Below are 13,042 nucleotides of genomic sequence, written 5' to 3' on the forward strand. Positions count from 1 at the left end.
GGAGCAGATCATGCGCGTCAGCACCCAGGAATTTTATCAGAGCAGCCTGTATTCACTCTTGAACCAGCAAAGCACACTGAATAATCTCTCTCAGCAGCTTTCTACGGGTAATGCCCTGATCAATCCCACCAGTAATCCGGTGGCCAATGCCCAGGTGCTGGACCTCAACAGCAAAATTGCCAATCTGGGCAGCTATCAGCAAAGTAATACCTATGCACAGCAGGATCTGGGCATGAGTTCCAGCACGCTGCAAAGTGTCGGCACCCTCATGAATCAGGTCCAGCAACTGGCGGTGCAGATGAATAATGCCACCGTCAATGCCAGTGATCTGCATAACGCGGTGACCACCATGCAGGGCAATTTGCAGCAACTGGTGCAACTGGCCAACACCCAGGACGCCAACGGGACTTATATTTATGGTGGTTCCCAGGCCAACACTCCGCCATTTCAGCTTCAGAGTGATGGAAAGGTGCAGTATCTCGGCGATTCCAGCCAAAAAACCCTAGAAATTGGTCCGGGACTCACGACACCCATTTCCCAGGCAGGAAACGCGGTTTTCATGAACACCCTGGCGGGCAACGGGACGTTTACCGTCAGCGCCTCTGGTAGTAATTATCAGATTCCTGCGGGTAGTTCCGGAACCTCGGTCAATGCCGTGGGAAGTACCACCTTAGGTCCGGGCAGTGTGCTGAATTCTGCAACGGCCAACGCGGAATTTGTGGCGAAGGGCGTACAGTTTGAGGTTACCATCAGTAATGGTGCCAGTGGATTGACTTATAATGTCACCAGCGGAACGGGGGCGGTGGGTAGTGGTCAATGGACGGCCAGTTCCGGCAGTGTCGTCAGTGGAAAATATACCCCCGGGCAAAGTATTGCCATTCCCGCCACAGCAGGAGGTAGTCCATTCATCACTGTGCCCACTAACGGTGAGCCTGCCACCGGGCAAACTGCCTCGTTTACCCTGGCTGCTTCCAAACCACAAAGCCTGTTTCAGACTTTCAGTGACCTGATCACGGCTTTTTCGGGAGGGTCCGGTTCGCCCGGAGCCAATACCCGTCGTTCCCAGGACATCAGCAATGCCCTGGCGAACCTCAATCAGTTTCAGACCAGCCTGCTCAGCACTCAGGCACAAATAGGCTCCCAATTGCAGCAAGCTCAAAGTGTGCAGTCGCTGAATACCAACTTGACCCAGCAGTTCCAGACTGAACAGGGGAAGCTTGCGGATGTGAGTTACCCCCAGGTCATCACCCAGTTTCAGGAAAGCTCGACGGCACTGCAGGCAGCGCAGAAGGCCTTTGTGCAGGTGCAGGGGTTGAGTTTGTTTAATTATATTTCGTGAGCGTTTTGGAATGAACGAGTTGTTAAAAAAGATTTATGTCACACAACCCTTTCTTCCCCCGCTGGAGGAATTTCTTCCCTATCTCGAGCAGATATGGGATAACAAGATTCTGACCAATGGCGGACCTTTTCACGTTCAGTTCGAACAAGCGCTGTGTGAATATCTGGGCGTTGAACATGTGGCGCTATTCACTAGCGGCACAATAGCTCTTGTAACGGCTCTGCAGGCGCTTCGTATCACGGGTGAAGTGATCACAACACCTTACTCTTTCGTCGCCACGTCTCATTCACTATTATGGAATGGTATCAGACCGGTGTTCGTCGACATTGATGCTGATACGCTCAATTTGGATCCGACCAAGATCGAAGCCGCCATTACGCCGCAAACCACGGCCATCATGCCAGTGCATTGCTATGGCCGTCCGTGTGATATGGAAGCCATCGAAAAAATCGCCGATAATTATAATCTCAAGGTCATCTATGATGCCGCGCACGCCTTTGGTGTACGTGATGAAAATGGCAGTGTGCTGCGTTACGGCGATCTGTCGATCCTGAGCTTTCATGCCACCAAGGTTTTTAATACCTTTGAGGGTGGTGCCATTATTTGTCCAGATGTCAAGATGAAAACACACATTGAGCATTTAAAGAATTTTGGCTATGTCAATGAAGTGACAGTTATCGCACCCGGAATCAATGGCAAGATGAGCGAGTTCAACGCTGCACTTGGCCTACTTCAATTGAAATACATTGATCAAGTATTAGGTGAGCGCAGGCGTATTGATGGTGTCTATCGCGAACAGCTCCATGGTATCCCGGGTATTCGGTTCCCTTCGATGCCAGTAGTCAGCGCCGCCAACTACGCTTATTTCCCAATTCTCGTCGGGCCGGAATACCCACTTTCGCGCGATGCACTGAATGAGTTGCTGAGAGAGCACAACATATACGCCCGGCGGTATTTCTATCCGCTGATCTCAGGTTTTCCGATGTACCGTGGTCTACCTTCCGCTAAGCGGGAAAATCTACCAGTAGCCACGGAAATGGCGCAACAGGTGCTGTGTTTGCCCATTTTTCCTGGATTAAACGAATACGAGCAAAAGCGCATCACTGGACTGATTAACTTGCTTGCTCATAATCGAAAATCAGAGGCAATTTTATGAAGCTGGCTATTATGCAACCATATTTTTTCCCATATATTGGATATTGGCAATTGATGAGTGAAGTAGATAAATTCGTAGTTTATGATAATATTAAATACACAAAAAGCGGTTGGATTCGAAGAAATAGAATTTTGTTGAATGGTCACGATAAGTTAATTTCGTTGCCTATAAAAAATGATTCTGATTTTTTGGATATAAAAGATAGGAGCATTTCTGAAATTTTCTATTTAAAAGAAAAAGAAAAAATAAAAAACCTCATTGATGCAGGCTATAGTAAAGCCCCAAATTACGATACAGTAAAACCAATAATAGATAGGATATTAGATCAAAATGAATCGAATCTTTTTTTGTTCATCTATAATTCAATTCTTACCATAAAAAAATATTTAGGCATAGATACTGAGCTTATGATTTCTTCAGAGATTAACATTAACCATTCGCTTCGCAATAAATATAAGGTTATAGAAATATGTAAAAATTTGAAATCTGATCATTATATTAATTCAATTGGTGGCGCAACAATATACAACAGAAATGAGTTTCTATCGAATGGTATTAATCTAATGTTCTTGAAAACAAGGGATATTATCTATCAACAATTTAATAATGGATTCATCCCAAATTTGTCCATAATAGATGTTATGATGTTTAACTCAACGGATCAGGCCAAAGAACTATTAAAACAATATATTTTGCAGTAGGGGGGTAAAGGTATGTGCGAATTTGACAGGCACAAATAAGGATTGATCTATAATGAGCAAATCACAACCCTATCCAAAGTTTAGCTACGACGCCCATGCCAGAACCTGTGCGCCGGACGATTTTCTCGGTCAAGTGTGTCGTACCGTGTGCGGAAAGCCGGTGTCAGAAGATCAAATTCGCATGATTCGTGAGGCTATTCATAATGGCCTGCAACTACGACCGGATGATGTGTTGTTAGATTTGGCATGCGGGAATGGATCATTATCGAGAGAACTGTTCAGGGTTTGTCGTAGTTATCTGGGTGTTGATATTTCTGAATATATGATTTCGATGGCAAAATGGAGTTTTGAGCGCCAACCTACTCACGTATTTGCAGTGCAGCATGGTGTGGAATACGTGCACCAGGAAGGCCATCCGGAACGCTTCACCAGAGCATTGTGTTATGCTGGATTCCAATACTTTTCCGATCCCGATGCCATTGACCTGCTTGCGACTCTACACAAACGTTTCAGTCATCTGGAAAGGATGTTTATCGGAAACCTTCCAGATAAGGAGTGCGTCACCAATTTTTATATCGACCGTACGCCCAGCGAGGATGAGCTGACCGATCCAAGTACGGCCATCGGCATCTGGCGCACGCGTGAAGCCTTTGCGCAACTGGCGGAGGCCAGCGGCTGGCAAGTGGCGTTTACCGTAATGCCGCCTTCGTTCTATGCCGCACACTACCGTTACGACGTCGTATTAACTCGCAAGTGCTGAATGTTTATGATCGAAAAATCGAGTATCGACGATCTGGCCATTTTTGGTGGCCCTTCGGCCTTTGCCCTCCCTAAATCCACTTCCAACCTGCTACAACCGGATTTCGACCGTTTCATGGCCTATTCGGACCTTTTTCTGCAGGCGCAACAGTACACTGATGGCGGTCCGGCCGTTCAATTGCTGGAACGGCGGCTCGCCGATTTTCATCAAGCGGCGGACTGTGTCACCTTCTGTAGCGGTTTCTGGGCCCTGGCGCTGACTATTGCTGCGCTTGCCTTTCCTGGCAAGAGCGAAATCATTATGCCATCGCTGACCTATCGCCGCATGCCAGACATCGCGGCTTGGATTAAACTAAAACCGCATTTCTGTGAAGTGGAGCCGAGTACGTTGGCTGTTAGCGCCGAAACTGTGGCACCGCACATCAACGCGGATACGGCATTGATTCTTGCCCCGCACCCAATCGTCAACAATTGCGATGTGGCAGGGTTGCTTTGTTTGGCGGAAGAACGCAATGTACCGTTGTTATTTGACTCGGTAGAGTCGGTTTACGAAGCCACAGCGGACGGTAAGGTGGGTGGGCTGGGCCACGCTGAAGCCTTTTCGCTGCATGCCTGCAAGCTGCTCAATGGTTACGGTGGTGGCTATGTCACCACCCGTGACGTGAATCTGGCGCGGCAGCTCAGGGCCTTGCGTCGTTACGGCATGGATGAAAGCGGCAGGGCCATTTTTCCGGACGGCATGAATGCCAGTCTGAACGAAATGCATGCTGCCATGGCTCTAGCTAGCCTGGACGATGTCGAACAGCAGGTGCAGCGTAACCGCGAGCGTTATTACACCTATCGGCGCGGGTTGGTCAGTCTGCCGGGAATCCGGCTGCTTGAATTTGACGACAGTCACGCGACCGGCTATAAGAACATCGTCGTGGAACTGCTCGACGACTGGCCCTTGAGCCGCGACGAAACTATCCGCATCCTCAATGCCGAGAATGCCTTGGTCCGAGCCTATTATTCGCCACCGCTGCACCAGAAACCGATGGAATTTGCTTATGTTCCGACACAGTTACCAGTCACCGACCAGTTGGCTGAACGGTTCATGAATTTGCCTTGCGGCCACCTGATTAGCAACCAGGACATCGAGCGGATTGTGGACCTGCTGGCCTTCATCGCAGCCAAATGGGCACCCATCCGGGCACGTCTAGACGCGCAGGGGGCTGCATGAGTGCCAATGCTATAGCCCTGAACGGGGCTGCGCCGCTGTTTGATCGGCCACTCGCGTGCGGGCAGAAGTACTTCCCTTCGCGCGAACGTTATGAAGACGCATTTCGCGGTATTTTTTCGCGGCAGTATTACAACAACAATGGCCCATTACATGAGCAACTCGAGGCCCAGTTGCAGGAATTCCTTTGTGTGCGCCACGTAATTTGTACCAGCAATGCCATTCTGGGACTGATGATCACTGCGGATGCGATGCAACTACATGGCAAGGTGATAGTGCCGGCATTCGCGCATCCGGGCACGATCCAGTCGCTACGCTGGGCTGGGCTCGAACCAGTGTGGTGCGATGTCGACATCAATACCCATATGATTAATCCTGGGCAAGCGGCTGCCCTCATCGACGGCGACACCTGCGCGATCCTGGCCGTCAATCTATGGGGTGGGGCCTGCCAGTCCACTCGTCTGCAGGAAATCGCCAAGGCGCACGGTATCCGGCTGTTTTTTGACTCTTCACAAGCGTTTGGCTGCATGACACCTGCTGGCCGGGTCGGCTGCTTCGGTGAGGCTGAAATCTTCTCTTTCCACGCGGACATGATCCTCAGCGCCGGTGACGGCGGCTGTATCGCTACCAACGATGATGTGCTGGCGCTACGCGCACGCAGCATCCGCCCCAGTTACGGGTTGGAACACCCCGCGAACATTGTGCGAGTAGCTAATGCGCGCCTGTCTGAGGCACAGGCCGCCGTTGCGTTGATGAACCTCGAAGATATTGCTATTCACCAGGCGCACAACCGGACCTTGCGCGCTGCGTGGGCTTCTGGACTGGCCGATATTCCCGGGCTGACGTTGTATCATCCAGTCGGGGTGAAAGAATCCAACTGGCAAAATCTGGTTGTAATTGTCGATGAACTGGACTTCGGCTTGTCGCGCGACCGATTGATGAAATTGCTTATGGTGGAGAACGTCCTGGCAAGGCGCTGCTTTACCCAGGTCGACTATGCGGCTAGTTTACCGAATACCAGCCAGCTGATGGCAACCTGCCTAGAATTGCCGCTTGGGGCACAAGTTACCATTGAGTCTATTGGACGTATATGCGAGATGCTTGCGCGTACTCAGCGGCTTGCCGACAAGATCTGGGGGCGTCATGACAACTAAGAAACTGCCGCTCCCCAATGGATTGATCACCATCAAAACCAGCGAGGCAAGAGTGCTCAACCCGATCAAGACGCGAAAGAGAGTAATGGCCCGCGCAGCGCGCGAATATGTCACCGTTGAGTCTGCAAATTATACATTAACGTCGTGGCAAAAGGACTTAACCCCATGACCTCATACCTCTATCTCAACATCGGCTGTGGCAAGGTCAAACTGCCCGGTTTCGTCAATATCGATCTGGAGCCCGGTGGAGACGTCCAATGCGATGTGACCCAGGGCCTTCCCTACGCTGACGCGACTGTGGACGGCATCTACAGTGAGCATTTCATTGAGCAACTGAGTCAGAAAGATATTCTCAGCTTTCTCCGAGAGTGTCGCCGGGTTCTCAAGCCGAGTGGGCGGATACGTATTGCAACGCCTGATCTGGATGCCATCATTGCGAAGTTCACAGAGAATAACTGGCGTCAGCCATGGCTTGAAAAATACGGTTACGCATGGATAAATAACCGTGCCGAATACCTTAACGTTGCGCTGCGCGAATGGGGGCATTCGTGGGTGGTCGACGAAGAAGAGTTGTCGCGTCTGGCAAAATGGGCCGGACTTGAACAGCCGCAACGCGCAAAAATTAATGATAGCACTGACCCAAACCTTGCAGGATTGGAAACACGGATTGAATCGACGCTGATTATGGAGTTCAAAAAGCGGGAAGATTCTATTGATGACAATCCGCTGGTATCGATTGTCATACCGGCCTATCGTCCTGACTTTCTCGCTGCCTGTCTCGAAAGTGCATTATCCCAAACTTACCAGAATACTGAGATATTGATTCTCGATAGTTGTCCAACTAATGCAGTAGAAAAGGTCATACAATTATATCAACCTCGTGATTCGCGGGTGTCATACCAACGTAATACGCCGCCACTTCTGGAGGCAGACAATCTGACGAAAGGAATACACCTTGCTCGCGGTGATTTTATTAAGCCGCTATATGATGATGATCTACTCGAACCCGATGCGATTGAACGCTTATTGGCGATATGGCGTTTGCAACCGGATGTTCGACTGGCTGCAGGTCGTCGATTGCCGATTGATATGGAAGGCAATAGTCTTGATCCGACTATCCTTGGTGCGCCTCTAACTTCTGTTGATAGCCGACTTTCAGGGATAAAGATTATAGGACACATCTTGTCTACTGGGCTCAATGCCTTGGGTGAGCCATCTGTTATGATGTTTCGCCGTTCTGATGCACTTATGATTGATGAACCAAATGTCATGACTTTATTTGGTAGATTATGTGTTCGTGCTGGCGATGTCTGCCTTGCTTTAAATCTATTATCGCGTGGCGATCTAGCCTATATTGCTTCGCCCATAGCTAAATTTCGGATACATCCTGGGCAGACGCAGAAACAGGACGAAAATCAAGAGGTTGGAGTGGATACTTGGCACTATTTGCGACAACAAGGGGAGAGGTTTGGGTTTCCAATTTCTGCGGTTAATCCTATTGTACAAAGCGAAAAAAGCGATGGAGATCATCGTGATCAAGTTGTAAATAGTTCTAGATCTTATATATTTCAGCCTTGGCTCTCCGAGGCCCGTTGGCTACACCAGGAAGAAGCTTGGGCCAAAGAGCTGATGGAATCATGGCGGAAAGACGGCCAGATTTCGCCGTGCTTTGCTCTGGCCTTGATGGCCGGAGGGCATCGCTCAGCCCAAAGTACGCAGGAAAGCATGGCCGGGCAATGGTTGCCGGGAGAGCTATTGTCTCTCGCTGATGGGACGGGCAAGGACGAAATGCAGTTTAATGTCTTGAACCATCATATCCGGGACATGGCAGCGGACTGGGTTGGCATTGTAGATGCTGGCGATCAGCTCGCCCCCGATGCCTTGTTCCTGGTGGCTCACGCCTTGCGGGAGCATCCCGAGTGGCAAGTGGTTTATACCGACGAGGACTCAATGACCCCAGATGGGCAGCACGTCAATCCCCACTGCAAACCCGATTTCAATATCGACTATTTGCGTAGCCTGCCCTATATCGGTGGCTTGCTGCTCATCAAAAAGGAACTCTTCGCCGAGCTAGGCGGCTTTGATCCCGAAACCGATGGGGCCGAAGATTACGATCTGATTCTGCGGGCCTGGGAAAAGGTGGGAGATGCGGGAATTGGGCATGTTCCCGAAGTCCTCTATCACCGCTTGCAGGGCGGCGGCCATTGCAACAAGTCCGTGGAAGAGATCATTCAGGTCAGCCAGACGGTGCTGCAAGGGCATTTGCAACGCCTGGACATTGCCGCCGAAGTGACTCCTGGGCCTTTCCCGCCGTCCACGCGGGTGCGTTACCCGCTGACCGGTACGCCGCTGGTGTCCATTCTGATCCCTACCCGTAATCAATTGGGCTATCTGCAGCGCTGCGTGGAATCGCTCATCGAGAAAACCCAATATCCCGCTTATGAAATCCTCATCATCGACAATGACAGCGATGAGGCCGAGGCGCGAACCTATCTGGACATGCTGGCGGCCCAGGAGGAGCAACTCGCTGGCCGTTTGCGGGTGCTGCGCCATCCCGGTCCCTTCAATTTTTCTGCCATGAACAATCGCGCCGTGGAAGAGGCGCGGGGGGACTATATCCTGCTGCTCAACAATGATACGGCGGCCTTGCACGAAGACTGGCTGGACGAAATGGTGAGCCATGCCCTGCGTCCCGAAGTGGGGGTGGTAGGAGCCAAGCTGCTTTTTCCCGATGGCAAAATCCAGCATGCGGGCGTCATTCTGGGGATGCGCGGGCCGGCAGAACACCCCTTCATTGGCCAGCCACCGGAATTCCGTGGCTATTTTGGTCGGGCTATGTTGACCCAGAACCTCTCGGCGGTGACGGGTGCCTGTCTGCTCATCAGTAAAGCCCTGTATCAAGAACTGGGCGGGCTGGATGAGCAGCAGTTTCAGGTGTCCTACAACGACATCGATCTTTGTTTGAAGGCGCGGGAAGCAGGGCACAAAGTCGTGTTTACTCCCTGGGCCATGCTCCTGCATGAGGGGTCCGCCAGCCAGCGCGGCGAGGTGGAGAAAAAGCCCAGCCCTGAAAAAGAGCAGCGCTTTGCCGGTGAAAAAATGGCCTTTTACCAGAAATGGCTACCGCAATTGGCCTTTGATCCGGCCTATAATCGCCATTTGAGTCTGGCTAGTACGGATTTCCTGCTGGAGGACCAGGCGGCCCTGACCTGGGACCCGGAATGGCGCCCGCGCCCCCGTATTCTGGTGCATCCCGCCGATCGGGAGGGTTGCGGAGAGTACCGGATCATCTCGCCCATGCGCGCCTTGCAAAAGGCGGGGAGGGCGCAGGGCTGGGAAACCATGCGCATCTTCGAACCCGCCGAAATGTCGCGCTTTTCGCCTGAAAGTATCGTCTTGCAGCGACAAATGGAATGGCCGCAGATCGAAGCCCTGGAACGGCACAAAAAACTGCTGAAAACCTTCCGGGTTTTTGAGATCGACGATCTGATCACCAATTTGCCGGTCAAGAGTCTGCACAAGGCCCAAATCCATAAGGACATCGCCAAGCGTTTCCGTAAAGCCGCTGGCCTGTGCAATCGCCTGGTGGTGGCGACGGAGCCCCTGGCCCAGGCCTATAAGGGCTTCAGTGACGAAGTGCGTGTCCAACCCAATTGCATCGAACAGGCCATCTGGGGAGCCTTGCAGCCCAAGCGGCGCGAGCTGCCCAAGCCCCGCGTGGGCTGGGCCGGCGGAGTAGGGCACACCGGCGATCTGGAAATGATTGCCGACGTGGTCCGCGATCTGGCCGATGACGTGGACTGGGTGTTCTTCGGCCTCTGTCCTGATGCTCTGCGCCCCTATGTGCGCGAGTTCCATACAGGGGTGCCGCTACCTCAGTATCCCGCCAAGCTGGCCAGTCTGGACCTGGATCTGGCCCTGGCACCGCTGGAGAATAATGCTTTCAATGAGGCCAAGAGCCATCTGCGGATTCTGGAATATGGAGTTTTAGGCTACCCGGTGATTGCTTCGGACATTTTTCCCTATCAGGGCGACTTTCCCATCACCCTGGTGACCAACCGCTATCGGGACTGGGTGCGGGCTATCCGCGAGCAGATTGCCGACCGGCAGGCCCTGGCTGCGGCGGGCGACCGCTTGCGGGCTCATATACGCGCCCATTGGTTGCTGGAGGAACATCTGGACGATTGGCTGGCAGCATGGTTGCCCTGATGGGGATGATGCGTTCAGTCCGCCAGCTCCAGATGGCGCTCGATTCTTTCCAGTCGCTCCCGGATGCGGTCCATGATATGTTGTTCTTGGATAATCTCAGCAAAATTAGGCGCTTCGTCTCTGTCTACGCGACTGCCCCCTGCCTCTATGCCATTTAGACGGTTCAGGATTTCACGATCCCTGTCACGGGCGGCGTCCAGCTCTGCTTGGGAGGCCTCCTGCGACGCTTTTCAGGAAGCCGGCAATGTGGATTTCGGCTTCTCTCGCCAACGCCCTGCGTGCGGGCCATTCAAGTTTTTCACTGAAGTGCCGTTATAGGGAGTGTGGAAGGGATTCCACACTGGCAAGGATGCCATCTCAACCCTAAGAAAGGAGTCTTATCATGGCAATTTCAGGAATTATCAATACCAATGCTTCGGCGTTGAGCACGCTGGACGCCCTCAACGGCACCCAGGGTAGCCTCAATACCTATCTGCAACAGTTGTCCACGGGCAAGAGCATCAACGGCCCGGCCGACAACCCGGCGGGCTACGCCATTGCCCAGCGTTTTCAGACCCAGATCAATGGCTTGAATCAGGCGGTTTCCAATGGCAATCAGGGCGTTTCCCTGGTGCAGACCGCTACCGGCGCCATTCAGAACCAGACCAGCCTGCTGCAGCAAATCCGGACCACGGCGGTGCAGGCGGCCAATGCCTCCAACACCACCTCCGACCGGCAGGCCCTGCAGGGTGTGGTGAGTCAGTTGCTGGCCCAGGTGCAGACCATTGCCACCCAGACCCAGTTCAACGGCCAGAACCTGCTGGACGGTACTTTTGCCGGTGCCGCTTTCCAGGTGGGTGCCAACTCCAACCAGATCATCAATGTGGCGGTGGGGGATACCAAAACCAATGCCATGGGGAACTACACGCTGACATCAGGGAGCGGTGGTGCTTACTCCAGTAGTTCTGGTGCTTTTATTGATGGTGGCTATGCGGCTGGCGGAGCATTTACGGTCAGTAGTGGAGCGACGTTGGGAGCGGGTGGTGCAGGAAACTTTACAACTGCCGACAACTTGGGGGTTTCCGGATCGGTGGGTAGCGCAGCGGTCAAGGTTAATAGCACTGACGAATCTGCCTATAATTTGGCGCAGAGTGTCAATGCTGTGTCAGCTCAGACAGGGGTGAGTGCACAAGCGTATACCAGTGTGGCCTTTCAGGTCACTTCGACGGGCAGTATAAGTTTTAGCCTCGGAAATGGTTCCAGCGGAAGTGTTTCAAATAAAGTTAATATTTCCGCCACGATTAGTAGTGGTTCTGGTGGGCAGATCGATCTCAGTTCCTTGGTTACGGCGGTTAACAATCAGGCGGCAATCACTGGTGTTTCCGCCAGCACACAGACGGTCAATGGCACGCAGGAACTGGTGCTGACCCAAAGTCAGGGTCGAAATATTGTCATGCAGGCTGGGACTGGTACAGCAACTTCTGGTTTATCCAGTGGTTCTACTGCATCACTGCAGGTGGTGAGCAATCCGAGTTTGGGTAGCACAAGTCCCACTCCCGTCGGCGGCACATTCAGCTCCGGTAGCGGCGGCCTCCTCATCCAGGGTGCCGTGCAGTTTCAGTCATCGTCTTCCTACGCTATTGGCAATGCCAACGAGATTGGCTTCAGTTCCCAGGCGGCAAGTCTGACATCTGGTGCGGGTGGTTCGGCCGTCGCGAGCATCAACGTCACCACCGCAGCCGGCGCCCAGCAGGCCATCGGGATTGTCGATCAGGCTATCAACTACCTCAACCAGCAGAACGGCAGCCTGGGAGCCATCCAGAACCGGATTCAGGCTTCGGTTTCCAACGACCAGACCACGGCGACTAACCTCCAGTCGGCGCAGTCGGTGGTGCAGGATGCGAACATCGCCCAGGCGACTTCGCAGCTGACCAAGTATCAGATCCTGCAACAGGCGGGTATCTCGACCCTGGCCCAGGAAAACTCCTTGCAGCAGAGCTATCTCAAGTTGCTGCCATAAGGAAATAGTAGGGAATAGCTTTCTCTCCCGCTCTGCAGGCTCCTTTGAAGGTGCTAATTGCAGGGCGGGAGGGTTTTGAAAGTGAGGCATACCCATGGATACTTTCTTGATCACCCATAGTCGCTTGAATGCGCAGCAAGCTACGACGTCAGCATCTCCGCCAACGCCAGCGGCCAATAATGCTCCGCCAACGCGGCCACCCACAGGTCAGGCAGAAACTGCGGCAAAAAAACCGGTTTCGACACTCAGCGTTCCACCCGAAAAATTACAGAAGGCCATTCAAAAATTACAGGATAAAATGCCCGCCAGTGCTTCTGTAACCTTAGAGGCGGGACTGGACCCGAACGGAGATCATCCCGGTCAGGTATTGATTAAACTCAGTGACAAAGTGACCAAGCAGATATTTTTTCAATATTATGTACCCGCCGAGCAGGTGGTGAGAAGTGCAGATTCCGGAGAGGCCTTGAATCCGGGTAGTCTGATGCGTAGCAAGGCGTAATTTTTTGCGT

Annotated in this window: 10 protein-coding genes; all 10 read left to right on the forward strand. The window is 52.5% G+C overall.

Features of this window, described 5'->3' with window-relative positions; translation table 11 throughout:
* Positions 1–10 precede the first annotated feature (10 nt).
* The 10 genes from flgL (at position 11) to B1757_RS15735 (ending at position 13,032) form a co-directional block, all read left to right on the forward strand.
* Positions 11–1,339, forward strand: a complete 1,329-nt coding sequence (flgL, locus tag B1757_RS05515; protein WP_101537367.1) for a flagellar hook-associated protein FlgL — start codon at positions 11–13, stop codon at positions 1,337–1,339.
* Between the two features lie 10 nt (positions 1,340–1,349).
* The gene (locus tag B1757_RS05520) at positions 1,350–2,495 is read left to right on the forward strand and encodes a DegT/DnrJ/EryC1/StrS family aminotransferase (protein WP_101537368.1); all 1,146 of its coding nucleotides are present in this window, start codon (positions 1,350–1,352) and stop codon (positions 2,493–2,495) included.
* Complete coding sequence (locus B1757_RS05525) at positions 2,492–3,196, forward strand: WbqC family protein (RefSeq protein ID WP_101537369.1); 705 nt, start codon at positions 2,492–2,494, stop codon at positions 3,194–3,196. The genes B1757_RS05520 and B1757_RS05525 overlap by 4 nt, the downstream gene beginning before the upstream one ends.
* A gap of 52 nt (positions 3,197–3,248) precedes the next feature.
* Positions 3,249–3,956, forward strand: a complete 708-nt coding sequence (locus tag B1757_RS05530) for a class I SAM-dependent methyltransferase (protein ID WP_101537370.1) — start codon at positions 3,249–3,251, stop codon at positions 3,954–3,956.
* Positions 3,957–5,174, forward strand: a complete 1,218-nt coding sequence (locus B1757_RS05535; RefSeq protein WP_216360825.1) for an aminotransferase class I/II-fold pyridoxal phosphate-dependent enzyme — start codon at positions 3,957–3,959, stop codon at positions 5,172–5,174.
* On the forward strand, positions 5,171–6,325 hold the full coding sequence (locus B1757_RS05540) for a DegT/DnrJ/EryC1/StrS family aminotransferase (protein ID WP_101537371.1): 1,155 nt from the start codon (positions 5,171–5,173) through the stop codon (positions 6,323–6,325). Before B1757_RS05535 ends, B1757_RS05540 begins: the two co-directional genes overlap by 4 nt.
* A complete protein-coding gene (locus tag B1757_RS05545; protein ID WP_101537372.1) occupies positions 6,315–6,494 on the forward strand; it encodes a hypothetical protein in 180 nt (59 codons plus the stop codon). Before B1757_RS05540 ends, B1757_RS05545 begins: the two co-directional genes overlap by 11 nt.
* Entirely contained in the window at positions 6,491–10,534 is a 4,044-nt protein-coding gene (locus B1757_RS05550; RefSeq protein ID WP_101537373.1) for a glycosyltransferase, read from the forward strand. Before B1757_RS05545 ends, B1757_RS05550 begins: the two co-directional genes overlap by 4 nt.
* A 382-nt stretch (positions 10,535–10,916) precedes the next feature.
* A complete protein-coding gene (locus tag B1757_RS05555; protein WP_101537374.1) occupies positions 10,917–12,533 on the forward strand; it encodes a flagellin N-terminal helical domain-containing protein in 1,617 nt (538 codons plus the stop codon).
* 94 nt (positions 12,534–12,627) lie between these two features.
* Positions 12,628–13,032 carry a hypothetical protein gene (locus B1757_RS15735; RefSeq protein WP_253253728.1) on the forward strand — a complete coding sequence of 135 codons (405 nt, stop codon included), beginning with the start codon at positions 12,628–12,630 and terminating at the stop codon, positions 13,030–13,032.
* Positions 13,033–13,042 lie beyond the last annotated feature (10 nt).

The organism is Acidithiobacillus marinus (assembly GCF_002847505.1).
In the GTDB taxonomy this organism is placed as follows: Bacteria; Pseudomonadota; Gammaproteobacteria; order Acidithiobacillales; family Acidithiobacillaceae; genus Acidithiobacillus; species Acidithiobacillus marinus.

Excerpts from the sequence above, each read along its gene's own strand:
- flgL (WP_101537367.1), top strand. The coding sequence starts at position 11 with ATGCGCGTCAGCACCCAGGAATTTTATCAGAGCAGCCTGTATTCACTC.
- B1757_RS05520 (WP_101537368.1), top strand. The coding sequence starts at position 1,350 with ATGAACGAGTTGTTAAAAAAGATTTATGTCACACAACCCTTTCTTCCC.
- B1757_RS05525 (WP_101537369.1), top strand. The coding sequence starts at position 2,492 with ATGAAGCTGGCTATTATGCAACCATATTTTTTCCCATATATTGGATAT.
- B1757_RS05530 (WP_101537370.1), top strand. The coding sequence starts at position 3,249 with ATGAGCAAATCACAACCCTATCCAAAGTTTAGCTACGACGCCCATGCC.
- B1757_RS05535 (WP_216360825.1), top strand. The coding sequence starts at position 3,957 with ATGTTTATGATCGAAAAATCGAGTATCGACGATCTGGCCATTTTTGGT.
- B1757_RS05540 (WP_101537371.1), top strand. The coding sequence starts at position 5,171 with ATGAGTGCCAATGCTATAGCCCTGAACGGGGCTGCGCCGCTGTTTGAT.
- B1757_RS05545 (WP_101537372.1), top strand. The coding sequence starts at position 6,315 with ATGACAACTAAGAAACTGCCGCTCCCCAATGGATTGATCACCATCAAA.
- B1757_RS05550 (WP_101537373.1), top strand. The coding sequence starts at position 6,491 with ATGACCTCATACCTCTATCTCAACATCGGCTGTGGCAAGGTCAAACTG.
- B1757_RS05555 (WP_101537374.1), top strand. The coding sequence starts at position 10,917 with ATGGCAATTTCAGGAATTATCAATACCAATGCTTCGGCGTTGAGCACG.
- B1757_RS15735 (WP_253253728.1), top strand. The coding sequence starts at position 12,628 with ATGGATACTTTCTTGATCACCCATAGTCGCTTGAATGCGCAGCAAGCT.